This window comes from Aeromonas sp. 84A, from assembly GCF_051919345.1.
Classification (GTDB): domain Bacteria; phylum Pseudomonadota; class Gammaproteobacteria; order Enterobacterales; family Aeromonadaceae; genus Aeromonas; species Aeromonas veronii.
In genome coordinates this window covers 2,527,186-2,550,112 of the sequence record NZ_JBQBEW010000001.1, presented here as the reverse complement: position 1 = coordinate 2,550,112, position 22,927 = coordinate 2,527,186, and the positions used below count along the sequence as shown (strand labels likewise).

Annotated in this window: 20 protein-coding genes and 1 pseudogene; 6 read left to right on the top strand and 15 right to left on the bottom strand. The window is 61.1% G+C overall.

All coding sequences use genetic code 11. The features are described from left to right. The first annotated feature begins 5 nt into the window (after window positions 1–5). The 5 genes from ACTG20_RS11650 (at window position 6) to hypB (ending at window position 3,856) form a co-directional block, all read left to right on the top strand. Complete coding sequence (locus ACTG20_RS11650) at window positions 6–257, top strand: HypC/HybG/HupF family hydrogenase formation chaperone (protein ID WP_033115859.1); 252 nt, start codon at window positions 6–8, stop codon at window positions 255–257. Further along, window positions 251–1,369, top strand: coding sequence for a hydrogenase formation protein HypD (gene hypD, locus ACTG20_RS11645; protein ID WP_194496181.1), 1,119 nt, complete (start codon window positions 251–253; stop codon window positions 1,367–1,369). The genes ACTG20_RS11650 and hypD overlap by 7 nt, the downstream gene beginning before the upstream one ends. Continuing rightward, the gene (hypE, locus tag ACTG20_RS11640; protein ID WP_194496180.1) at window positions 1,366–2,370 is read left to right on the top strand and encodes a hydrogenase expression/formation protein HypE; all 1,005 of its coding nucleotides are present in this window, start codon (window positions 1,366–1,368) and stop codon (window positions 2,368–2,370) included. The genes hypD and hypE overlap by 4 nt, the downstream gene beginning before the upstream one ends. Window positions 2,371–2,439: 69 nt before the next feature. Continuing rightward, window positions 2,440–2,781 (top strand): hydrogenase maturation nickel metallochaperone HypA, encoded by a 342-nt coding sequence (gene hypA, locus ACTG20_RS11635; RefSeq protein WP_194496179.1) that lies wholly within the window; start codon window positions 2,440–2,442, stop codon window positions 2,779–2,781. A gap of 1 nt (window position 2,782) precedes the next feature. Further along, window positions 2,783–3,856: a hydrogenase nickel incorporation protein HypB gene (hypB, locus tag ACTG20_RS11630; RefSeq protein ID WP_194496178.1), complete on the top strand. Its 1,074-nt coding sequence runs from the start codon at window positions 2,783–2,785 to the stop codon at window positions 3,854–3,856. 358 nt (window positions 3,857–4,214) lie between these two features. On the opposite strand, the gene ACTG20_RS11625 is transcribed toward hypB, so the two are convergent. The 11 genes and pseudogenes from ACTG20_RS11625 to hybO form a co-directional block, all read right to left on the bottom strand. Beyond that, a complete protein-coding gene (locus ACTG20_RS11625; protein WP_194496177.1) occupies window positions 4,215–4,856 on the bottom strand; it encodes an ATP-binding cassette domain-containing protein in 642 nt (213 codons plus the stop codon). Then, a pseudogene (locus ACTG20_RS11620) lies at window positions 4,856–5,643 on the bottom strand (ATP-binding cassette domain-containing protein). Before ACTG20_RS11620 ends, ACTG20_RS11625 begins: the two are co-directional and overlap by 1 nt. After that, on the bottom strand, window positions 5,637–6,452 hold the full coding sequence (locus ACTG20_RS11615) for an ABC transporter permease (protein WP_194496175.1): 816 nt from the start codon (window positions 6,450–6,452) through the stop codon (window positions 5,637–5,639). Before ACTG20_RS11615 ends, ACTG20_RS11620 begins: the two are co-directional and overlap by 7 nt. Then, window positions 6,442–7,452 carry an ABC transporter permease gene (locus ACTG20_RS11610; RefSeq protein ID WP_194496174.1) on the bottom strand — a complete coding sequence of 337 codons (1,011 nt, stop codon included), beginning with the start codon at window positions 7,450–7,452 and terminating at the stop codon, window positions 6,442–6,444. The genes ACTG20_RS11615 and ACTG20_RS11610 overlap by 11 nt, the downstream gene beginning before the upstream one ends. Continuing rightward, window positions 7,437–9,047: an ABC transporter substrate-binding protein gene (locus ACTG20_RS11605; protein ID WP_194496173.1), complete on the bottom strand. Its 1,611-nt coding sequence runs from the start codon at window positions 9,045–9,047 to the stop codon at window positions 7,437–7,439. The genes ACTG20_RS11610 and ACTG20_RS11605 overlap by 16 nt, the downstream gene beginning before the upstream one ends. A 131-nt stretch (window positions 9,048–9,178) precedes the next feature. Further along, window positions 9,179–9,718 carry a hydrogenase-2 assembly chaperone gene (gene hybE, locus ACTG20_RS11600; RefSeq protein WP_194496172.1) on the bottom strand — a complete coding sequence of 180 codons (540 nt, stop codon included), beginning with the start codon at window positions 9,716–9,718 and terminating at the stop codon, window positions 9,179–9,181. After that, a complete protein-coding gene (locus ACTG20_RS11595) occupies window positions 9,700–10,230 on the bottom strand; it encodes a HyaD/HybD family hydrogenase maturation endopeptidase (protein WP_194496171.1) in 531 nt (176 codons plus the stop codon). The genes hybE and ACTG20_RS11595 overlap by 19 nt, the downstream gene beginning before the upstream one ends. Then, complete coding sequence (gene hybC, locus ACTG20_RS11590; RefSeq protein ID WP_194496170.1) at window positions 10,230–11,933, bottom strand: hydrogenase 2 large subunit; 1,704 nt, start codon at window positions 11,931–11,933, stop codon at window positions 10,230–10,232. The genes ACTG20_RS11595 and hybC overlap by 1 nt, the downstream gene beginning before the upstream one ends. Further along, window positions 11,930–13,117 (bottom strand): Ni/Fe-hydrogenase cytochrome b subunit, encoded by a 1,188-nt coding sequence (gene hybB, locus ACTG20_RS11585; protein ID WP_021230238.1) that lies wholly within the window; start codon window positions 13,115–13,117, stop codon window positions 11,930–11,932. The genes hybC and hybB overlap by 4 nt, the downstream gene beginning before the upstream one ends. Next, entirely contained in the window at window positions 13,110–14,156 is a 1,047-nt protein-coding gene (gene hybA, locus ACTG20_RS11580) for a hydrogenase 2 operon protein HybA (protein ID WP_194496169.1), read from the bottom strand. The genes hybB and hybA overlap by 8 nt, the downstream gene beginning before the upstream one ends. A gap of 2 nt (window positions 14,157–14,158) precedes the next feature. After that, window positions 14,159–15,292, bottom strand: a complete 1,134-nt coding sequence (hybO, locus tag ACTG20_RS11575) for a hydrogenase 2 small subunit (protein ID WP_005345182.1) — start codon at window positions 15,290–15,292, stop codon at window positions 14,159–14,161. 1,230 nt (window positions 15,293–16,522) lie between these two features. Here hybO and ACTG20_RS11570 point away from each other — a divergent pair. After that, the gene (locus ACTG20_RS11570; protein ID WP_194496168.1) at window positions 16,523–17,554 is read left to right on the top strand and encodes a GGDEF domain-containing protein; all 1,032 of its coding nucleotides are present in this window, start codon (window positions 16,523–16,525) and stop codon (window positions 17,552–17,554) included. Window positions 17,555–17,613: 59 nt separating this feature from the next. Here the strand turns inward: ACTG20_RS11570 and ACTG20_RS11565 are convergent, their stop codons facing one another. Genes ACTG20_RS11565 through ACTG20_RS11550 form a run of 4 tightly spaced genes read right to left on the bottom strand, consistent with a single transcriptional unit; the run spans window position 17,614 to window position 22,744 of the window. Continuing rightward, window positions 17,614–18,750, bottom strand: coding sequence for a glycosyltransferase family 4 protein (locus ACTG20_RS11565; protein WP_194496167.1), 1,137 nt, complete (start codon window positions 18,748–18,750; stop codon window positions 17,614–17,616). A gap of 12 nt (window positions 18,751–18,762) precedes the next feature. Further along, window positions 18,763–20,034: a glycosyltransferase family 4 protein gene (locus ACTG20_RS11560; RefSeq protein ID WP_194496166.1), complete on the bottom strand. Its 1,272-nt coding sequence runs from the start codon at window positions 20,032–20,034 to the stop codon at window positions 18,763–18,765. Continuing rightward, window positions 20,031–21,437, bottom strand: a complete 1,407-nt coding sequence (locus ACTG20_RS11555) for an O-antigen ligase family protein (protein WP_194496165.1) — start codon at window positions 21,435–21,437, stop codon at window positions 20,031–20,033. Before ACTG20_RS11555 ends, ACTG20_RS11560 begins: the two co-directional genes overlap by 4 nt. Next, entirely contained in the window at window positions 21,425–22,744 is a 1,320-nt protein-coding gene (locus ACTG20_RS11550; RefSeq protein ID WP_194496164.1) for a lipopolysaccharide biosynthesis protein, read from the bottom strand. Before ACTG20_RS11550 ends, ACTG20_RS11555 begins: the two co-directional genes overlap by 13 nt. Between the last annotated feature and the right edge of the window lie 183 nt (window positions 22,745–22,927).

Sequence of the window (22,927 nt, the reverse complement as noted above, 5' to 3'; positions counted from 1 at the left end):
AATCCATGTGTCTATCCATCCCCTCTCAGGTGGTGCAGCTGCACCCCGAAGATAACTGCGTCACCGTCGACACCCTGGGGGTGCAGCGGCGCGTCAGCTGCATGCTGCTCGAAGAGCCTCTCCAGGTGGGCGACTATGTGCTGCTCCATATCGGCTTTGTGATGAGCAAGATTGACGAAGCGGAGGCGCAGGCCAGCCTCGAGAGCTTCCGCCAGATGGTGGCCCTGATGCCCAAACAGGATATCTTGCCATGCTGACCTTGAATGATCTGTTTCAGGGCTTTCGCCAGCCCGAGGTGATCCGCGCCCTCGCCGCCCAAATTACAGAACTGGCCAAAAATCTGCCCGAACCGCTGCGGGTGATGGAGGTGTGTGGCGGCCATACCCACACCATCATGAAGTACGGCCTGCACCAGCTGCTGCCCGCCAGCATCGAGTTTGTCCACGGCCCCGGCTGCCCGGTCTGCATCATGCCAAAAGAGCGCATCGATCAGGCCATCGAGCTGGCGAGTCAACCGAATGTCATTCTGGTCACCCTGGGGGACATGATCCGGGTGCCGGGCTCCAAAGGCACGCTGGCCCAGCAGCGCGCCAAAGGGAGCGATATCCGTCCGGTCTATGACCCCCTCGATGCCCTGCGTATCGCCAAAGAGAACCCGGAAAAAACCGTGGTCTTCTTCGCCATCGGTTTCGAGACCTCTACCCCCATGACCGCCGCCTTGCTGGCTGCGGCTGAAGCTGAGGGGATTGAGAACCTCCTGTTTCATATCAACCATGTGCTGGTGCCCCCCGCCATTCATGCGGTGATGGCCGATGGAGTGGCCAAGGTGAACGCCTTTATCGGCCCCTCCCACGTCAGCGTCATCACAGGCGCCGATATCTACCTGCCTATCGTCGAACGCTATCAGGTGCCGGTGGTGGTGAGCGGCTTCGAGCCGGTGGATGTGATGGAGGCGCTCTTGATGATGGTGCGCCAGAAGGTGGAGGGTCGCTACGCGCTGGAGGTGCAGTACAGCCGCGCCGTCACCGCCAGCGGTAATAAAGCCGCCCAGCGGCTGGTCGAGCGCTTTTTCGCGACCCGCGAGCATTTTCGCTGGCGAGGTCTGGGGGATATCAACGCCTCCGCCCTGCGCCTGCGCGATGCCTTCGCCAAGCGCGATGCAGAGCGTCACTTTGCGCTCAATCAGACCCCCATCGATGACCACAAGGCGTGCCAGTGCGCCGATATCCTGCGCGGCCTGGCCAAACCGAACCAGTGCAACGTCTTTGGCCGGGGCTGCACCCCGACCCAGCCCATGGGCAGCTGCATGGTCAGCTCCGAGGGGGCCTGCAATGCCTACTACCGATATATGGGGATCCAGGAACGATGAGAGAAATCCAACTTAGCCACGGCGGCGGGGGCGTGGAGATGAACCAGCTGCTCAACCAGCTCTTCTTTCGCCACTTTGGCAACGAGATCCTGCTGCGCGGTGAAGATGCCGCCCTGCTGCCGGTGAACGGCCCCGTCGCCTTCACCACCGACAGCTTTACCGTCTCGCCGCTCTTCTTCGAGGGAGGGGATATCGGCAAGCTGGCCATCGCCGGCACGGTCAATGATCTCGCCATGATGGGGGCCAAGCCCGAGTATCTGAGCTGCAGCTTTATCATCGAGGAGGGTTTCCCCTACGCCGATCTGGCCCGCATCGTCGAGTCGATGGCGGCAGAGCTTGCCAAGAGCGGTGCCCGCATTGTCTGCGGCGACACCAAGGTGGTGCCCAAGGGGGCAGCCGACAAGATCTTTATCAACACCAGCGGGGTCGGCACCTTCCCGCTGCCTGAGCAAAGCCGGGGCATCTCGGTGCGCAACCTCAAAGCCGGTGACGCCATCCTGGTGTCGCGGGATATCGGCAGCCACGGCGCCTGCATCCTGATGGCCCGTGACGCCCTGCAGCTGGGATCTGATCTCAAGAGCGACTGCACCACCCTCTGGCCACAGGTAGAAGCGCTGCTAAAAGCGGGTATTACCCCTCACACCCTGCGCGATGCCACCCGCGGTGGCCTTGCGGCCGTGCTCAACGAGTGGAGCAGCGCCTCCGGCGTTGCCATCGAGCTGGAGGAGTCCGCCATTCCGGTGTGCGATCCGGTGCGTGGCCTGTGCGAGCTCTACGGTTTCGAGCCCCATGATCTCGCCAACGAGGGAACCATGGTGCTAGCCCTGCCTGCCGAACAGGCGCAGGACGCGCTGGGCATCTTGCGGCAATTCAACCCCGCTGCCAGCCAGATCGGCGTGGTGCAGGCGAGCGATCGCCACAAGGTGATCCTCAACAACCCCTGGGGCAGCCGCCGCTATCTGGAGCTGCCGCAGGGGGAACTGCTGCCGCGGATCTGTTGAGCGGCCATGCCGTTCCGTCAATTACAGGGAGGAGTCACTGCTCCTCTCCATATCGGTTAAGGAGCCACCATGCACGAAATGTCTCTGGCCATGGCCGCCATCGATCTGGCGGCTGAACAGGCCATCCAGCGGGGCTTTACCAGGGTGACCGCCCTCTGGCTCGAGGTTGGCAGCTTCTCCTGCGTCGACCCGGACACCATTGCCTTCTGTTTCGAGGCGGCCGCCAAGGGCACCGCCGTCGAGGGGGCCCAGCTGCACTTTCAGCACCAGGCGGCAGAGGCCTGGTGTTACGACTGCAACCAGACGGTCACCCTCACCGAGCGCGGGCAGGCCTGCCCCGAGTGTGGCGGATACAAATTACGAGTCGCGCAGGGTGATAGCCTGCGCATCACCGACATCGAGGTAAGTTGATATGTGTAGCGTATGCGGATGCGGCCAGGCGCGGATCGCCGGCCATGAGCACGATCATGAGCATCATCACGAACATGAACATCACCATGAACATGGTCATGAACACGACCATCATCATGCTCATGACGCCCATCATCATCATGATCACGAGCAGAGCGCGCCGCGCACCCTGATCATTCACCACCACTATCACCATCAGGGGGATGTCCATCACCACTACCATGGGGTGCGGGCTCCCATAAGCCTAGAGGGGCATGATCACCCCCATGAGCACCACCATGATCACCCCCACGACCATCATCATGATCATGCCCACTCTCATGACCACGGCCATTCCCATGATCACAGCCATGACCATGACCATGACCATCAGCAGGGTGATCTGCACTATGGCAAAGGGGAGGCGGGATTGTCGGTGCCCGGCATGGGGCAGCGCCAGCTGATCGCCATCGAGATGGATGTGCTGGCCAAGAACAATGCGCTGGCGGCCCACAACCGCGAACACTTCGACGAGGCGGCCCAGCTGGTGCTCAACCTAGTCTCTAGCCCGGGTTCAGGCAAAACCACCCTGCTGTGCGAAACCTTGCGCCAGCTGGCCAACAAGCGCCCCTGCGCTGTAATCGAAGGGGATCAGCAGACCAGTGCCGATGCGGATCGCATCCGTGCCACCGGCGTTCCTGCCGTGCAGATCAACACCGGCAAGGGCTGCCATCTGGATGCCAAAATGGTTCACGACGCCTGCCACCAGCTGCCCGCCAATGAAGGGGGCATCCTCTTTATCGAGAACGTAGGCAATCTGGTCTGCCCCGCCAGCTTCGATCTTGGCGAGAAGTACAAGGTGGCGATCCTCTCGGTCACCGAGGGGGAAGAGAAGCCGCTGAAATACCCGGATATGTTTGCCGCCGCCCAGCTAATGGTAATCAACAAGATCGATCTGCTGCCCTACGTCAGCTTTGACGTGGCCCGCTGCATCGAGAACGCCAAACGGGTCAACCCCTATATTCAGGTGATCCAGGTCAGCGCCACCACGGGCGAAGGGATGGATGCCTGGCTCAACTGGCTGGCCAGTGCCTGAACCAGTTAAACGCCACTGATAACGGTAGAAAACAAGAGAGGGAGGCTGATGCCTCCCTCTCTTTATCTGCGCACTTTGCCAACGGTTCTCTCTGTACAGAATGGCCAGCGTTTCATACTCGCCCCCCGAACCCTGGCCCTCTCCCCTGGGAGAGGGAACCGGTTTGTGGATGCCGACAGCATGCTGCAACTATACGACTCCCTCAAACCCCTCAGGGGGCGCTTCGAGCATAACAACCAGCCATATTTTCAAACCCCGAGATTTTCCAAACCCTAAACCCCGAGCGTGGTGAGATGGCACCTTCAACTCCCTTCTCCCCTTGCGGGAGAAGGGCTGGGGATGAGGGGGAAGCCAATCCTCAGGCCGCATTTTCAGCCAATACACCAGTCACGGGCTGCACCTCCCCAAAGCGCAGCACCCGATGGCAGATCTGGCGCAACAGCGCCTGCTGGTGACTAAAAATCAGGATGCCAAGCCCGCGCTGCTCGCACTCACGCATTAACTCCTGCCAAATATGGCGCTGGATTTGCGGGTCCAGCTGGGCGGTCACCTCATCGGCGACAAGCAACCGGGTGCGGGGATCGAGGGCGCGCAGCAACGCGATGCGGGCCAGCTCGCCACCGGAGAGCTGGCCGGGTTTACGACCAAGCCATTCAGGCTTGACCATAAAGCGGGCCAGCATGGCGTCATCGGGGCGCCATACATCCCAGAGCGCCTGCACGGTGGTGCGATAGGGATTGAAAGTGAGTTCCGGGTGCTGGGGCACCAGCTGGATGGGGTTATAACCTTTTACCTGTTCAGGTACTGGCTGCCCATCCAGCAGGATCTGCCCGCCAGCCCCAACCGGTTGCCAACCCGCCAATACCCGCCCCAGCGTGGTCTTGCCATGGCCACTCGGCGCAGAGATACCGAGTCGCTCGCCCGCTTTCACCGTCAGCGATAACCCCTGCCAGAGGGGTCGTTCCCCCTGGGCGATAGTGAGATTTCGTACTTCAAACATCAGGAAACCTCCGGCACAGAGAAGAGCGCATTGAACTCGGGCAGCGCCTGCCAGTGGGCGCGGAGCATCTCGCTCCCCTGCCCCTGGCGCAGATGGTGGCAGCTCAAGGTATCGCTCACCTGCCCCTGATGCAGCGCCACAATGCGATCGGCAAAGCGGGCCGCCAGCGCCAGATCGTGGGTCACCCAGAGGATACCGCAGCCCTGATTGACCAATTCACGCAACTGGCTGAGCAGCTGGCAGGCCAGCCCTTCGTCGAGCCAGGCGGTGATCTCGTCTGCCAGAATGTAGCGGGCACCGCCGAGCGCCGCAGTGCAGGCCAGAATGCGCTTGGCCATGCCGCCGGAGAGCTGGCGCGGGAATCTGTCCAGGGTGGTCGCGGGCAGCTGGTAGCGCAGCAACTGCTCGCCGAGCCGCTCGCGAGAACCGCTCTGACCGCAGAGACGCGCCGCCCGGCCCAGCTGGCGCTCCACCGTCAGCAACGGATTGAGAGCGCTCACCCCCTGTGGCACATAGCAGAGAGTGTGACCGCGCAGACGGGCCCTACTGGCATCGCACAGAGGCGTGCCATCGAGGGAGATGGTGCCGCGCATCCGCAGATTGTCCGGCAGCAGAGTCAGAGCGCTTTGCAACAGCAGGCTCTTGCCCTCGCCGCTCCCCCCACCAGCGCCACTATCTCCCCCGGCGCCAGTTGCAGGCTGATATCGGTCAGCAATGGCTGCCAACTGCGCCGCCCCAGCCAGGAGTAGTGGGCTGCCTCTATGGTCACCTGATCAAAACTCAGCATGGTTCACTCCTGTGCCAAAGCAGCTGTTGCAAGGCGCGGGTCGCCTGATCAAACAGCAACACCAGCAGCAACAACATCAGGCCGGGGAATAGGGCCAGCCACCAGCCGCCACCGGCCAGATAACGCAGGGCATCGGCCAGCAGCAGGCCCAGCGAGGCCTCGTGGGCCGCCAGCCCAAAGCCGAGAAAGCTCAAGGCCGCGCTGTGCAGCACCGCATGGGGAAACATCAGCAAGGTGCCGATAAACCACTGGGGCAGCAGCCCCGGCAGCAAGTGGGTGCGCCAGCGACGCAGCGCCCTCATCCCCTGACAGCGGGCCAGCACCACATAGTCGCTGCAGGCGATCCGCCGCGCTTCTGCGCAAAGAATGAGTGCCAACTTGGGCCAGTGGGTCAGTGCCACCGCCAGGATCACTCCGCGCATACCGCCCCCCACGGTAAAGCAGATGAGGATCAGCAGCAGCATATGGGGCAGCGCCAGCATGGCGTCGATCACCATTCGCACCGCCGCATCACATCTGGGGTGAATGAGCGACACGCTTGCCGCCGCCATGGCCAGCAGGCCACTGCAGAGCGCCGTGCTGATGCCCAGCTCCAGACTGGTGAGGGTGCCCTGAAAAGCCCGCAACCAGAGATCCCGCCCCATCTGATCGGTGCCGAACCAGTGGGCCAGCGAGGGGGGTTGCTGGCGCGCCAGCAGATCCATCGGCACATCCTGATGAGAGAGGCTCCAGCCGTAAGTGGCCAGCAGCGCCAATCCGAGCAGGGCAAAAACCAGCCGCAGTATGGAGGGAAGCGGATTAAACAACATGCTCACCCTCCCAACCCCGATTGATGCGCGCCAGCAGCAAACTGGCCACCGTGTTGCCAATAAAGACCAGCAGGGTGCAGAAGAGCACGATTCCCATCAGCAAGGGGATATCGCCCCTGAGCCCCGCATCCACGGTGGCCTGGCCGAGCCCCGGGTAGGAGAAGACCTTTTCGGCCAAGAGCGATCCGCCAATCAGTTCACCGAGCGAGGCAAACTGCAGGCAGAGCGCCGGGGTCAGGGCGTGGCGCAGCACGTGAAAACGCAGCATCGGCCAGCCGCCATCCCCCTGAGCGCGGGCGTAGCGGATAAAGTCGCTCTCCAGCACCTCGGCCACTCGCGCCCGGGTATGCAGGGCAATATTGCCCAGCCCGAGCAGGGCGAGCGTGGTGACCGGCAGCAGCAGATGACGCAACCGCATCAGCCAATCCGCCTCATCGGCAGCGAGCCCCGGCGTCCAGGCGCAGCAGACCGGCAGTAGCGGCCAATGCACCGCAAACAGGGCGAGCAGCAACAGGCCGACCCAGAAGGTGGGCAAGGAGGCGAGCAGGTAGGCAAAACGGCAAATAAGGCGATCGGGCCAGCGGTTGAGATAGCGACCGGCGCAGAGGCCCAGCAAAATCCCGAAAAAGCCGGACAGCAGCCAGGCGCCCGCCAGCAGCAGGAAGGAGGCAGCAAAGCGCTGGCCTATGACCTCACCCACCGGTGCGTTATAAAGCATGGAGTAACCGAGATCCCCCCGCAGCACCTGGGTAAACCAGTGCCAGTAACGCAGCCAGAGCGGCTGATCCAGCCCCCAGCGAGCGGCGATGCGGGCGTACTGCTCTGGCGGCACATGGAGCAGGTCGTTGCCGATATAGGCCTTGATGGGGTCGATGGGGGAGTAGCTCAGCAGCACAAAGGTGGCGACCGAGACCAGACATAACAGCCCTGCCAGACGCAGCAGGGCTTTTAGCAACAGATAACCTGAATGACTCAAGGGCGAACTTACCGGCACGTCCACCGCCAATCCTGCAGGTTGTTGAGCAGGGACCAGCTACCGTGGATTTCCGGCGCCCCCTTGCCAAGGTCGATGCAACGGTTGGCGAGATAGGTGTGCTGCACGTTGAGCAGCCAGGCCCAGGCGGCATCTCCCTGCACTCCGGCGCCGGTCTTGCCATCCCACTCCACCTGCTGCCAGAACGGCACGGCCGCCTGCCAGTTCGGGGCATCCAGCGCCTGCTTGAGGTGGCCATCCACCACAGGGTTGCTGTAGTAGCCCGGGTTGTAGAACTCCACGCCACCGGAGCCGCTCTGGTAGTGGTGATAGAGCTCCATGGGATCCAGACTCCCCCACCCCATCAGCACCGGATTGGCGTGCATCTCGCGCTCCACCTGCTCCCAGCTGCCGGACTTGAGGCTCACCTCAAGGCCAATGGGTTTGAGCATGGCCCGCACCGCTTCCGCCAAATCCCGGCGGGTGCTGTCGCCACTGGTGTACCAGAGGGTAAAGGCGGCGCGCAGGGAGCCCTTGTGGCGAATGCCGTCACTGCCCATCTTCCAACCCGCCTCGTCGAGCAGGGCGTTGGCGTGGGCGGCATCGCCATCCTTGAAGGCGGTGGCTTTGTTCAGCCAGGGCAAACCTTCCACCGCGCTGTAGGCGGGGATGGCATGTCCTTCCAGCAGCTGATCGGCCAGCAGCTTGCGGTCGATGGCGTAGTTGATGGCGCGGCGCACCGCCACGTCCGAGGTCACGTCGTTGCCGATGGGATAACCCTTGGCATCCTTGCCACCCGCAGGCGGAATAGGGAAAACGATGCCACGGTTCTCTACACTCGGCCGCACCCAGAGCTTGAGGGAAGCAGGCACGGTGGGCGCCAGCGACGGGGCGATGCGCACCACATCGAGCTGGCTGCTCTGGGCGGCGGCATAGGCGCTCTCTTCATCGATAAAGACAAAGACCAGCCGTTTGAAGTCATTGTTGCCGCCGGCGTAATAGGGGTTCGCCTCCACCACCAGCTGTTGGCCGGGCAGGAAGCTCACCAGCCGGTAAGGGCCGGCACCGACCGGCTTTTGGGCATAGGTTTTTGCGTCGTAATCCTGCTTCGACACTATGCCCAAGGATCCCAGCACGTTGACAAAGGTGCTCTGGGGGGCACTCAGGGTAATGGCCACTTCGGTGGGTGAGAGCTCCTTGGCCGAGACAAAGTTGCCCATGTCGATCTTGCCGCCGCCCTTGGCTGCGCTGTTGTAGGTAAAGGCCACATCCTCGGCGGTGAGCGGCGCGCCATTTGAGAATTTCAGGCCGGGCTTGAGGGTGATAAGCCACCCCTTGCCATCCTTGTTCGGTGTCACCGATTTGGTGAGCAGATCCTGCCAGCTGAGGTCCGCGTTTTGCTTGAGCAGCGGGCTGTGCAGCAGCAGGTAGCTGCCGTGACTCCAGCCAAGCAGAGGATCAAACCCTTCGGTGGGTTCGGCTCCGATGGCGAGCTTGAGCTCGGCAGGCACAGGTTGGGCAGCGGCCAGCACCGCGTGAGAGGCAGTGCCCAGCAGCAGGGTCAACAGGGCGGTAGCGCTGGATCTGGCGTAATGGCGAAGGGAATTGCGTGGAACAGTCATGGGGATCCTTCTTGTTTTGTACCACTCACGGATCATCACGCAAAAAAGAGGCGGAATGCGTGTCTGAACATGGGAGTGAGGGGCCAAAATGGCCCCCTATTCTAAACTTGATTTCGCGTGAAACCTAGCGACTATGCCGGTTGACCGCGCCGGGCACCGAATAGCCGTCTGCGGCCCAGATCCACGCCGCCAGCCCCTTGTTGTACCGGCAAGGAGAGCAGCATCTTGAGGGTGCTGCTCACCAGTGCTCGCCCCTCCCCGGCCCCGAGATGGGGATCGAGCGGCGACATCAGGGAGCAGGCCAGCAACTGACCACTTTCGGGCAATTCACCCACCATAAAGGTCATGTTGCCGCAGGGGAGCTGCAGGGCGAGCCGATCGCTGCTGCTGCGCACCGGCCAAAGCTGATCCGGCCCCGGCAGCAGCACCACGCTCAGCATCCAGGGGGTGAGCACGCAGCCGAGCCACTGGTCTTCAAACAACGTGCACTCCGCCACAATGGGCATGGTGGCGTGATAGAAGGGCAACGCCTGCATCTCTTCGCGAGCGATCCGCTCATACTGGGCTACCAGCAGAGGCGCGGGATCGCGGGCAAAACCGGCAAACTCCTGTGCCGTCTCCGGTACTCTCTCCAGCACTCTCTCAGCCTCGCTTAAATGGGACTGCGCCATAGGCCCTCCCGCGCTTGTTCAGCTTTCTCCTGCTCAGAGAGCGGGATGGCAGGGGCACCGACACTGGCCAGCAGGGTCAAAATCCGATCCGTCGCCTCCCCCATGGCAGCCGCCACCACTGGGGTGAGGCCGATGCGCGGTTCGAGGGATTCAGGCTCTATGCCGATCAGAGTGAGCCGCTTTGGCGACTCCCCCGTCATATGCAGCGCCGAGAGCACATCCGCCAGCCCCAGCTGATGGGGGGAGATCTTGCGGCCAAACAGGGTCGGGATCTCCTCATCTTTCAGAGTCACTACGGTGCCCGGCGGATTACCGCTGCGCACCGCATCCGCCAGAATGATGTGATCGCGACTGGCCATGGCTTCGAGCAATTCCATGCCGGCGGTACCGCCATCGAGCAGCTCGATGCCGGGGGCGAAACGGTATTCCCGCCCCAGTCCCTCGACAATGCGAACCCCCACCGCCTCATCGCTCAAGAGCAGGTTGCCGACGCCCAAGATCAGGATGTTCATCACAACACCTTCACCTGAGTTGTTTCGCCATTCTGGGTATCCACCACATGCACCGCGCAGGACATGCAGGGATCGAACGAGTGGATGGTGCGCACCACCTCCAGCGGTTTGGCGGGATCCGCCACCGGGGTGCCCACCAGCGCCTGCTCGTAGGGGCCGGGCTCGTCATTGAAGTTGCGCGGGCCCGAGTTCCAGGTCGATGGCACCACCGCCTGATAGTTCTCGATCTTGCCGCCCTTGATGACGATCCAGTGGGAGAGCATGCCGCGCGGTGCCTCTTCAAAGCCCACCCCGCGAAACTCCTTGTCCGCCGGGATCTCCGCCTTGATATAGGCGGTGGTATCCCCCTTGCCGATGTTGTCCACCAGCGCCTTCCACTGATTTGACAGTGTATCTTTGAGCACGCAGCAGCGCACCGCGCGACCGATGATGCGGCCCATGGTGGAGTGCAGCTGTTCGGTCTTGATGGCCGAGCCGGTGAGCGCCTTGTAGATGCCATTCAGCTGATCGAAGTGCGCTACCGTCTCCGGGTGTTGGGCGGCCAGTTTCACCAGCAAGTCTGCAAGCGGCCCCACCTCCACCACCTTGCCGTAGAAGGTGGGGGATTTGACCCAGGAGTATTTGCCGTCATCCTGCCAGCCGGTGTAGTTGGGCTCGGTCTTGCCCTCCCAAGGCTTGAGGGGTTCGTCATCCTTGTACCAGGCGTGCTTGTTGCTCTCGGCTATGCCGTCCATCAGCCAGCCATCCTGATGGCTCTCGATAGCGCGATACCCCGCCAGATTGCCATTCTCGATATAGCCGCCCGGCATCAGGAAGCTGCCGCCATTGGCGTCGGTGGGGAGCTCCGGCACGCTCAGGTAGTGTTTGGCACCCTGCCCCAGGTTCAGCCACTCGGGGTAGTGCGCGGCTATGATGGCGGCATCCACCTTGTAGACCTGCTCGATAAACTCGCCGAGCCGGTCGATAAAGCTCTTCACATAGAGCAGCCGCTCGAGGTTGAGCACGCTCGGTGCATCCAGATTGATGGGGTTGGCCACGCCGCCCACCGCCAGATTCTGGATGTGCGGGCTCTTGCCACCGAGGATGGCGACAATGCGGTTGGCATCGCGCTGGCACTCCAGCGCCTGCAGGTAGTGGGCCACGGCGATGAGGTTTACCTCCGGGCTCAGCTTCATCTCCTTGTGACCCCAGTAGCCGTTGGCAAAGATGCCGAGCTGGCCGCTGGCCACCAGTGCGCGGATTTTATCCTGCACCTTGGTCAACTCGTCGGCACTGTTGAGGGACCAGGTTGATACCCCCTTGAGCATGTCCGCCGCTTTTTGCGGATTGGCCTCAAGGGCCGCGGTGATGTCCACCCAGTCCAGCGCGGAGAGCTGATAGAAGTGGACGATGTGATCGTGGATGTTGTGGGCCGCGATGATGAGGTTGCGGATGTACTGGGCGTTGACCGGCACCTTGGCGCCGATGGCGTTCTCCACCGCCCGCACCGAGGCGATGGCGTGGATGGAGGTACATACCCCGCAGATACGCTGCACTATCATCCAGGCATCGCGCGGGTCGTTGCCCTTGACGATCTCCTCCATGCCGCGCCACATGGTGCCGGACGACCAGGCTTTGGTCACTTTGCCACCTTCGATTTCGCAGTCGATACGCAGGTGCCCCTCAATGCGGGTGATGGGGTCTATGGTGATACGTTGGCTCATACGTTGGCTTTCCCTCGGGCCTGATAATCTTGGTGAACACGTTCAAGTGATGGCAGTACCGGCAAGAGCCGGATCAACAGCAAATAGGCACACACCTCGATGGCAACAAAGCCCAGAGAGATCAGCACCTCCTCCGCGGAGGGGAAGTAGTGGTAGCCATTGCCGGGGTTGAAGGCGAGCAGGGAGTAATCCAGTCGCCAGAGGGCGGCGCCCAGCAGCATGCTGAGGGCCCCCAGGAACAACATGCGCGAATCGCGGCGGCTCTTGTCCCAGTGGAACACCAGCAGCGGGAAGATCATCAGCGCAATCTCGCTCCAGAACATGATGGAGAAGCGATTGAACTCGGAGAGATACTCCGACTTGTCGTGGATGACGATCTCGGCAAAGCGCAGCGCCACAAACAGGATCAGGAAGATATCGATCACCTGGGTCAGCTTGTAGAAGAGCGACTTCTCATTGGGGCCCCGCCCCGCCAGTCCCGCCTGAACCAGAGAGCCCTCAAATACCACGATGGAGAAGCCCATGATGAAGGCGGTAAGCAGCGAAAAGACCGGCAGCAACTCGTAGCTTTGCCAGAGCGGATGGATCTTCTCCCCCGCCACTATCATCAAGGATCCCATGGAGGATTGGTGCATGGTGGGCAACAGAGCCCCCAGCGCCAGCACGAAGAACATGATCTTGTTGAGGCGAATGAGTGACGCCTTCCAGCCGAACTTCTCCAGCAGCACGGGAGCGAACTCCAGCGCCATCACCCCGATATAGATGGTCATGCAGACCGCCGTCTCGAACAGCACCGAGGAGGTGTTGAAGTGACCGGGCAGGTAGAAGTACGGCAGGTTCCAGTAACGCCCCACGTCGATAGTGATGGAAAGGCCGCCCAGCGAGTAGCCAAACAGGCTCGCCAACAGGGCCGGTCGCACCAGCGGGTGATACTCGCCCCGGTTGAACACATAGACAGCCCAGGCCAGCGCCCAGCCGCCACAGGCGAAACCGGTACCGATCAAGAGATCGAACGAGATCCAGAGCCCCCAGGGGTAGCCGCCATTCAGATCGGTGACCGAACCCAGCCCGAAGACGAGGCGTTTTAAAATCAACATGCCGCACAGCACGGCAAAGGGGGCCAGCACCAGCACAGGCCAGCTGACCAGCTTGCCGCCGAGGGGATACGCCTTGTGGTTACTCATGATCCTTGCCTCCCTTTGTGGTGCCCTGATCCTTGATCTGCGCACTCCCCTGATCATGGCCATCATCGTGATGGTGATCGTGACCATTCTTGGTGTTGCGGCGAATGAGCACCGAAAGGCCAGTCAGCACCACCATGGGCAGCACCATCCCCTTGTAGAGGGTGTGCTGGATATGCTCGGAGCGTGCACCGGAGGAGAGCTCCGGCAGGTCGGGCATGTCGAGCTTGGTATAGGGCACCCCGGCCAGCACCAGCACCTGGGTGCCGCCCCCCTCCTTCTCGCCATAGACGTAAGGCTGGTAGTTGGGCACTTCGTGCTGGTAGGGGTCGTTGGCAGAGAGGGTCTGGCGCGGATAGGCATATTCGCTGCCCGGAGTCGCCAGCAGACGACGCTTGGCCTCGGCCATCAGCTCCTCGCGGGTGCCGAAGATCACGGCGCCGGTGGGGCACACCTCGACACAGCCGGGCAACTTGCCCTGATCGATCCGCTCAAGCCCCTTCTGGTTGCAGAGCTCGCACTTGTGGATCGCCCCCAGCGGATTGTCGTAGTCATATTTGGGCACATCGAACGGGCAGCCCACCATGCAGTAGCGACAGCCGGTGCAGACGCTCGGGTCGTAGTGAACGATGCCGGTCTTGGGATCTTTTTTAAGAGCCTGCACCGGACAGACAGAGACGCAGTTGGGATCGACACAGTGCATGCACTGCTTCTTGATGTAGGCGTAGCCATCCACCAGCTGATCCTTGTGCTCGCCAGTGCCGCTCTTCCACACCTGAATGATGTTGTTGGTGTAGGGGGTCAGCTTGTCGTTGTTGGACCAGGTTTGCGCCCCGGCTGGATTGGCCGGATTGCCGTTAAGGCGCTGACACTCCGCCACACAGGCCTGACAGCCAACGCAGAGGGTGGAGTCGTAGAGCATGCCGAGTGCGCCGGGAATGGGCGGCTTGTTCTTGGCCGCCGCCAGTGCGGTGCCGGGTACGGCTGTGCCCGCCGCCAGTGCACCGACGGAGGCAAATTTGAGGAAGTTGCGTCTGTTCACGGTTACTCCTCCCGTGATGGGTGCTGCCCGGCTTCGTGGCGCTTCTGCTGGCGACCGAGTTCACGCACCGTCATCAGACTCACCCCCACCAGCACCCCGAGGGCGCCACCGATAAGGCCGGTCGCGGTGGGCGAGGTATAGCCCCCCTCCTGGATCTTCACATCGGGTTTATCCACCCTCGGAGTCGGGTTCTCGACCTTGGCGAGCTGGAAGATCCCCTTGCTAAAACCGACCCCCTGCTCGTTACAGCCATAACAGGGGTGACCGATGCCGACCGGCCAGATGCCGCCGCCCACATCGCAGAACTCCAGAGTCGAGCAGTTGCCGTAGGTCTCCGGCCCCTTGCAGCCCAGATGGTAGAGACACCAGCCCTGCCGGTGGCCCTCATCGCCAAACTCCTTGGCAAAACGCCCTGCGTCGAAGTGCGGACGACGCTCGCAGTTCTCGTGGATCAGCCGCTCATAGGCAAACAGCGGGCGCTTCTTGCTATCCAGCGCCGGCAGCTTGCCGTAGGTGATGTAGTAGGCAACCGTGGTGAGGAAGTTGTGGGGATTGGGCGGGCAACCCGGGATATTGATGATGGGAGTGCCGATATTGCCGAGCGCCTCTTCCAGGCTGACCGCGCCGGTCGGGTTGCCGCCGCTGGCAGGCACACCGCCCCAGGCAGCACAGGAGCCGATGGCGATCACCGCAGCCGCGTCGGCGGCAGCACGGCGAATATGGTCGACGATAGGCTCACCGGCCACCATGCAGTAGACGCCACCATCTTTGAGCGGAATGGAGCCATCCACTACCAGCACATACTTGCCTTTATAGCGCTTGATGGCGTTGTGCTTGTTCTCTTCCGCCTGATGACCAAAGGCCGCCGAGAGTACCTCGTGGTACTCCAGCGAAATGGTGTTGAGGATCAGGTTCTCGATGGTGGGGTGGGTGGCGCGCAGCAGCGATTCGGTACAACCGGTGCACTCCTGCGCCCCAATCCAGATCACCGGCGGCCGTTCGGGGCTGGTGAGCGCAGTGGCCATCTTGGCGACGGCATGCTGACTTAATCCCAGGGTTGCGGCCATCCCGGCACACAATTTCATAAAATCACGGCGATTAATCCCATGAGCCGATAAAAAATTATCCTCGACCATTCTACTTATTCCCGTAGTGAGCACTTGTTTGATAAATGCTTAATAGCGGAAATGCTAAGGACTCACCCACCCTGCAGTATTGATCTCTATCAATTTCGACCGGCTTACCCCTATTTTCATAGCGAGGCACATCACAAATGAAATTAATTACCCCCAAAGAGATATTTAGCATCCCCGTAAATTTTATGAACTTAATTGGATATTAAATAATTAATCACCGCATATCCTCTCTTTCACTGTGAGCCAAATTAACATGATTGAAATCTTGGCTATACCGCTCATTTCAAAATACTGATACCCACCAATAAATGATCCATTAAATATATCTTTACTCATTCCATTGCATATTCCATACAGTCATCCACGGGACAACATCCTGACTTGCCTCCCCATACCAGAACTGTCTCACGGCCCGCTACCACCGGTAGCAAGCACGGCCTGCATGTCGCTTGGTTTCAGTTTGCATTTCAGTGCAACACGTTCTACTGCGAGCCCACACAGCACAACCCCGCTCAGCCTCCCTGCCGTTTAACACCGCTTAATGAAAAGATGCCGCCGAGGTATGCATATCAATACGCCCCCCCCACTCTTTATTGTCCTGGATGGAGGTGAGTAAATATCGCACTCACGGATATGTTTACGCATCATCGTGAATCTGCATTCAAATTAATGGTGAGAGAAAAGGCAAGGTGGAAGGCTGCATGCAACATAGTGATCATATTTAACTCGCGATGCATTCGCTCATCCGGTTACAGATGTTACCGCCCACCTTCACACTATTTACCTTCACGTCACCCTGCATAATTAACCAGAGCGTAAATATCCATTCCCATCGATATAGATGATAATTATTCTTGTTCAATGGCAACCCCAAAAAATGAGTTTGGATGACGATAAACATGACAAACGATAAGCGTGTTAATCATCAGCCGAGCAGTGGCTCCAGCCACTACCTTGCCTGATCGAACTTGAACTCGTTGACAGCCCTGCTCAGCTCGTGAAATGCAGCCCGCAGCGGCCGTAGTTGCACAGAGAAGCCTCCCCCTGACAGCCTCTGATAACCACGCCATGGAGCCTTGTTTCTGGCTGGTCCTACGGACACTTGCCAAGTGCGGGAATTGAACAAAAAAACGAGAAAAATCAAGATAGATAGCCAATTTAAATGACATAATTGACTATAGTTCAATCGAACGTTTGAAAAACGTGACCACTTCACATGGACCCAGCGCAATGACCACTGAACGGGAACAGTTGATCCGCTCACTGTTTGATGAGTACATCGAGCTGTATTCATCACGGGATGATCGGCTCACCACGCGGTTTAGCGACAATTTCAGCGGTTTTGCCGGCAGCAGTGATGTTCTGGTTACCGATAAAGATGAGTGGATCCGGATAACCCGCCGCGATTTTGCCCAGATCCCGGGCAGGATCCGCCTGGAAATACTCGATGTGACCCTGCAAGATCTGGCCGCTGATGTGGTGGCGGTCACCGCCTTCTTTCATATCCATCTACCGAAATCAGAACCTATCCTCTCCCGCAGAACCGCCAGGTTGGTATTGATTTTTCGACACGAAGCCATGGCGTGGAAAATTGCTCACAGCAGTATCTCCATCCCTTACAGTGCGGCTCGGGAAAGCGAAATTTACCCGATGACCAGTCTGGAGGAGCGCCAACATGAGCTGGAGCTCATTATCGAGCTCAGAACCAGGGAGCTGGCGGAAGCGAACCGGAAACTGGAAGCGCTCAGCAATACCGACGGGCTCACCAACATCGGCAACCGTCGTCTGTTCGACAACTCATTGAACCAGGCCTGGGAGCGCTGTATTCAGACAGAGATGCCGATTGCACTCATCATGCTCGACATCGATCATTTCAAGCAGTTCAACGACCTCTATGGCCACGTTGCCGGTGACGAGTGCCTTCGATTGCTGGCCCATACCCTGGCGCAATCCGGGCGCCGCTCGGGGGAGTTGGTGGCCCGCTACGGCGGAGAGGAATTTGTCATCCTGTTGCCACATGTCGAGCGTCAATCCGCCTATGAAATTGCCCAACATATCCAGCGGCTGATTTTTGCACTCGCGCAGCCACACGCACAAAATGCCACCGGTCTGGTGACAGTTAGCATGGGTGTTGCCTGCCTCAGACCATCGAGTCACTGGCAGCCATCTGAACTGGTAAAACTGGCTGATGCTGCGCTCTATACCGCCAAATCATCCGGCCGTAACTGCATCAGAGTGGCGGAGTCACCCAGCCTCCCGTAACCCCTCTGCCCATAAGTCCCTCATGCGTAACCATCCTCCCCACGGGGAACCACTGCACGCTAACCATGCACGGCAAGGCTCAACGCATCCCATCGCAACATACCTTCCCACTGATCCAGTGTGCTTTGATAGGTATCTGCCGCGTTGTAATGGACCATGGCATGCAGGCGGGCATGATGGCCAAGTCGCTTGACCACGTCGGGCATGGCATTGAGGCTGGCCAGCACCCGCGCCAGATCGCCGGGATCGTTTGGCTGATATTTGCGGCAATTCACGTCATCGGTGAGGTGTCGATCCCACCAGGCCCCATCGGCCGGGATCACTACGCATAATCCTGCCGCCATGGCCTCCAGAATGGAGAGACCAAACGGTTCCTGATGACTGGTGGAGACAAAAATGCCGCATCGAGATCGGATCTCGTCAAGATTGGCGGGGTTGGCATACCAGTGCGTGTCTGGCAGCTGTGGCTGAGGTTGGCTGCAGGGCTGCAGCGTACCCTTGGGCTGCAGATAGCACACCATCAGCTCGGGGCGAGCATCAGGGATCATCTGATGGGCGGCCAGCATGGTCTCCAGTCCCTTCCAGCGCAGCAACGAGGCAGCCCACAAAATGCGGTTACCACCCAGGGTCGCTTTGGGCCAATCAATCTCGCTCAAACCATTGGTAAATGGCTGCCAGTGTGACGGGAACTCGGTCTCGCCAAGCCGGGCCAGTAACGCCGCCAGGGAGCTTCGCGTCGACTCCAGATAAAACACAAAACTCGCCCGTTGCAAGGCTCTGGCAGAGAGCCCCGAGCACCCCACAGGGCCATGGATCAGCTGAACCACCCGGCACCGCAACCAGCGGGCCGCCCAGTAACAGCAGAGATCCACCCCCGGCCCGGACGCCGCCACCAGGCACTTCACCTCCCCCAGACGCAACACCAGCCAGAGGATCAGCAGGGTCTGCCACCCCTGTTTGAGCAGATAGCCGATGCCGGACTCCCGCCCCTTCAATATGTGGGGCAGCCAAAGGGGATGATGCTGACAACGGGACCAGGAGTCGGGGTCCTGGGTCAACACATGGCATGTGAGCCCGGGCATCCGTTTGGCCAACTCATCGAGCAGCACTTCGGTCGCAACCTTGGAGCCACCGCGAAACGGGATGGGATCCACAACGATGATCTTTCCAAACACCGGCTCAGTTTGCATGCTCATCTTGCTGCTCCCTTACTCTGGCACCTTGCGGCGGCCAAACCCCAGTTGCACTTTTTGCGCCACTCTTGCCATCCCACTCGCCAGCATATTGCGACCTCTGGCAAGGAGTCGTTGTCCCGCCCAATGCATGAGTGGTCGGAAGGGTGTGGGGACCGTGGCGTGCCAACGACCAGCCAGCGCGGCGTCCCACACCGCCGTGATCCCGTCGACATAGCGCGCCACCGTGAACAACTGTGCGGCACGCAACTGAGCGGCCCGCCCCATTTCACATCGGCGCTGCGGATTGCTCAATTGCCGCCAGTGATCAGCCATCTCGGCCCAATCCCCCGGGATTGCCAGCAAACCGGTCACCCCCTCTTCCACCACTTCGGGGATGCCGCCCACTCGGTAGGCACTGACCGGGAGCCCCAACATGCCCGCCTCCGCCAACGTCAGACCAAACACCTCCTCACGGGCTCCGGAGACCAGCAGATCCACCCCGCCTCGCAAGATAGCGGCGCTGTCCGGCCGCTCGCCAAGAAAGTGGACACGCTCGGCCACCCCGAGCTCGACAGCCAACGCCATCAATGCTTCCCGCTCCGGACCGCTGCCAATGATCAGCAACTGGGCCTCCTCCCCCGATGCCATCAGGGCAGCCAGCGAGCGGATCAGCAGATCAATCCCCTTGCGTTTGATCAATGAGCCGACGGTTGCGATGATCATATCCCCCGGGGGCAAGCCCAGCATGCCGACGACCGGCCAGTGAGCACCGCCATTCAGACGAGCGGCATCCACCCCGTTGGGAACCCGGATCAACCGATCGGCCGTGCAGCCATCCTGGCGCCAACCGGTCAACACCGGCTCGCTCACCCCGATCAGCACGTTTGCCTGATGGACCCGCAGGCTGAACCTGTCTCTTGGCTGGTAACGGGCATGGAGGTGGCACACCAGCGGTACCTGCAACGCCCGACAGACCCCCGCCAGCCACTGACAAGGAGCCGCGCTGTTGGCGTGCACCAGCCCAATCTGCCGCTCGGTGATGAGCTCTCTGGCTCGCCGGGAGAGGCGTCGATGGGCCGCAAGATCAAAACGTGGCGCCTGCCATCCCAGCAGCAGGCTGAACGGCTCGACCATGGTTTCGACCCCGAGGGTGGTCGCCTCTGCCGCCAGCGTCGGGCTATTGCACCAGAGCAGGGGCGTAAACCGGCTGCGATCGAGGTGGGCCAGCAGATCCAGCAGGCAGCGTTCGCTGCCGCGGATCCAGTCCTCTCCGTAGTGAACCAGCAAAACAGGGGTTGCGTTCATCCTCTTGCTCCCGTTGGTGGCACTGCCGGCAACCGGGTTGCCTCCTGATGATCCTCAGCGGTGGCCTTCACCTCTGTGGCCGCCTGCTGCACATACTTGATGGCGGCGACGGCCAGCGCCAACTCCAGATAGATGGGCCAGGTAAAGCCCTGGGTCAGGAAGGATCCCGAAATCACAAACCCCACCATGCTGGCCATCACCCCCTGCATCGCCGTGATCACTGCAGGAGGCATGCCAGCAAGCTGGCAACGCCAGCAACTGCGCAGGGTCACCGTCACCATGCCGATAAACAGCGCCAGCCCGACAAAGCCGGTTTCAGCCAGCACCCCGAACCAGGTGGAGTGCACCGCATGATTGAGTCCATCCCAATGGGGGCTGTAGAAGAAGTAGTTGTAATAGAAATTGGACAAGCCCACCCCCACCAGCGGATGGCCCAACGCCATGCCCCAGGCCGCTTGCCAGGCGTAGATCCGCCCCATGGCCGAGGCATCGACCCCGCTCTCGGCGGCGCCGCCAGATGCCCGGTCGCTGATCCCGGCGGCGGCAAACAGCACCACCAGCGCGACCATCCCCAGCGAGATCAACAGGGTTTTCGACTTCACCCGCTGCCAGGCAAACAGGCCGCTGACCGCACACACGCCAAGCAAGCCGCCGCGGCTCTGGGTGGCGATAATGGCGGCGGCGGTCAACGCAAAGCCGAGCCCCCCCAGCAAACGCCCCCCCACCCCATTGCCCTGATTGAGCAGCAAGCTCAGCGAAAAACCGGCAGGAAAGAGCAGCACCAGCGCCAGATCGTTGGGATCCCCCAGCACAGAGCCCAGCTCGCGCCCTATGGTCACCCGGGTGCCCTCCACCAGCCCGATCCCGCTCGCCTTGTTGTAGAGGGCCACCAGCGCCACCATACAGCCCGCAACCACGAAGGTGCGCACCGCCAGCGCAAAATCCCCCGGGGTGCGCACCAGCCAGGCGGTGGCCAGGGTCATCAGATAGATCTTGCTATAGCTGCCGGTCCAGGTGGCGATCGCCTCGCCCCGGTTGCTGGCAAATAGCACACCGATGGAGACCATCACAAAGAAGGCCGTCAGCCAGCTCAGCGCTGGACTCCAGTAGGGCTTGATCCGGCCGGTCAACAAAATGTGCCAGACCAGCGCGCCGATGGCAGCCAGCGAGAAGAGCAGCGGGATCTTGAGGGGATAGAGCTGGGGGAACACCTCATGCAGCCGGAAAAAGGAGAAGGTGACAAACCCCAGCACCATCAAGAAGGGCCAGCGCAGGGCAAACCAGATGGCGGGAATGGCAAGACCGAGCACCGGTAGCAGCAAGGGATGGGGCAGCCGCCACCAGAGCAGGGCCAGCACCAGACAGATGGCGCTTGCCCAGATGGCTGGCGTTAGACGAGCCATGATCCTGCCCACCATTGGCCGAGCCAGACCATCGCCAGCGCCCCAAGCGAACTGGCCCAGAGGGTGGAAAGGCGATACGGCAGCGGCAGCAACCGCTGGCTCACCAGATAAAAGGCCAGCGCCCGTACCAGATAGACCAGCAGCAGGGTCCAGATCACCCCGGCAACCCCGAAGGGGGGGATGGCGAGCAGAAAGCCTGCCACCCCAAGGGCGCTGCAGCCCAGATTGATCACCATCTGGGCATTGCTCTTCTCGCCGCTAAAGCAGCCGACATTGAGCAAGTCCGAAACATTGCGCACCGCCATACCCAGCACCAGCAGCGGAATATAGGCAATCGCCCCGTGATAGCTCTCCGGGGTCAGCCAGCGAATGAGCAAGGGGGCGGTGAGCCCGACAATCCCCGCGGTGACAAACCCCAGCACCGACCCCATTACGCTGTAGTGGGCATTGAGTCGCAGTCCATCCGGTTCGCGCAGCAGCATGAAACGGCGGGGATACCACCAGAGGGCAAAGGGTTGCAGCAACAACCCCACCGCCAGCGCCAGCTTGCCCGCTACGGCGTAGTAGGCAAGCAGCGCCTCCCCCACCACATCGGCCAGCAGCCAGCGATCCAGTCCGCTCAGGGCAAAACCTGCCAGCCCGCTCACCACCAGGGGCAATCCATAGCGCAGCAGCGGCCGATAGTGCTGCCAGTCAAAGCGGATCCCGCTATCTCGCCATTGCCAGAGGCTCAGCAGCAGCGCCAGTGCAACGCAGGTCAGGGTGCCGGAGGCCAACACCCCGCTCACGCCCCAGCCGAGCCAGAGCCACCAGCCGGTCAGCACCGACTGGATCACCGCCTTGCCTGCGGTCGCCACGAAAAAGAGCCGGGCCTGATTGCGCATCCGCAGCCATGCCAGTGGCACGCCGATCACCCCTTCAAACGGCAGGGCGCAGAGCACCCAGCGCACATCCGCAAGGCGGGTTTCCACCGGCAGCCAGGCTTGCACCACAGGTGCCATGAGCCAGAGCAGCACCAGACTGGCCAGGGCGATCAGCCAGACCAGACCAAACATGCGGGCCACTACCTGCTGGCGCTCCTGCTCATCTTTCGCCAATCCGGCAAAGCGGTAGAGGGCATCCACCAGCCCGAAGCCCAAAATAAGGGAACCCAGATTGATGAGGGTCAGCAGCACCTCCAGCTGGCCGTATTCACGAGGCAGCAGCTGATGGGTCAGCACCGGCAGCATCAGCAGGGAGATCCCCTTCATCAAGAGCAAGCCGCCGGCGTAATAGAGCATGGCAATCTGGTTCACACCAAGTTTCATAGGGCCTCCCAGCCACCCGAAGCATCCCGCTTCGGGTCAGCTACCGCTAATGCAAAGCCCACGCCACTCACTCCCGCCCTGAAGCGATAGCCTCTCTGTGTGGCTTAACCGGCTTGAACAGGCCCAGAATGAGACTGGCATTTGCGTTTTGCACAACGCGGGCTGCAAATTGCACCGACCGGC

Coding starts and splice junctions, on each gene's coding strand:
- ACTG20_RS11650 (WP_033115859.1), top strand. CDS start 6: ATGTGTCTATCCATCCCCTCTCAGGTGGTGCAGCTGCACCCCGAAGAT.
- hypD (WP_194496181.1), top strand. CDS start 251: ATGCTGACCTTGAATGATCTGTTTCAGGGCTTTCGCCAGCCCGAGGTG.
- hypE (WP_194496180.1), top strand. CDS start 1,366: ATGAGAGAAATCCAACTTAGCCACGGCGGCGGGGGCGTGGAGATGAAC.
- hypA (WP_194496179.1), top strand. CDS start 2,440: ATGCACGAAATGTCTCTGGCCATGGCCGCCATCGATCTGGCGGCTGAA.
- hypB (WP_194496178.1), top strand. CDS start 2,783: ATGTGTAGCGTATGCGGATGCGGCCAGGCGCGGATCGCCGGCCATGAG.
- ACTG20_RS11625 (WP_194496177.1), bottom strand. CDS start 4,856: ATGTTTGAAGTACGAAATCTCACTATCGCCCAGGGGGAACGACCCCTC.
- ACTG20_RS11615 (WP_194496175.1), bottom strand. CDS start 6,452: ATGTTGTTTAATCCGCTTCCCTCCATACTGCGGCTGGTTTTTGCCCTG.
- ACTG20_RS11605 (WP_194496173.1), bottom strand. CDS start 9,047: ATGACTGTTCCACGCAATTCCCTTCGCCATTACGCCAGATCCAGCGCT.
- hybE (WP_194496172.1), bottom strand. CDS start 9,718: ATGGCGCAGTCCCATTTAAGCGAGGCTGAGAGAGTGCTGGAGAGAGTA.
- ACTG20_RS11595 (WP_194496171.1), bottom strand. CDS start 10,230: ATGAACATCCTGATCTTGGGCGTCGGCAACCTGCTCTTGAGCGATGAG.
- hybC (WP_194496170.1), bottom strand. CDS start 11,933: ATGAGCCAACGTATCACCATAGACCCCATCACCCGCATTGAGGGGCAC.
- hybB (WP_021230238.1), bottom strand. CDS start 13,117: ATGAGTAACCACAAGGCGTATCCCCTCGGCGGCAAGCTGGTCAGCTGG.
- hybO (WP_005345182.1), bottom strand. CDS start 15,292: ATGGTCGAGGATAATTTTTTATCGGCTCATGGGATTAATCGCCGTGAT.
- ACTG20_RS11570 (WP_194496168.1), top strand. CDS start 16,523: ATGACCACTGAACGGGAACAGTTGATCCGCTCACTGTTTGATGAGTAC.
- ACTG20_RS11565 (WP_194496167.1), bottom strand. CDS start 18,750: ATGAGCATGCAAACTGAGCCGGTGTTTGGAAAGATCATCGTTGTGGAT.
- ACTG20_RS11560 (WP_194496166.1), bottom strand. CDS start 20,034: ATGAACGCAACCCCTGTTTTGCTGGTTCACTACGGAGAGGACTGGATC.
- ACTG20_RS11555 (WP_194496165.1), bottom strand. CDS start 21,437: ATGGCTCGTCTAACGCCAGCCATCTGGGCAAGCGCCATCTGTCTGGTG.
- ACTG20_RS11550 (WP_194496164.1), bottom strand. CDS start 22,744: ATGAAACTTGGTGTGAACCAGATTGCCATGCTCTATTACGCCGGCGGC.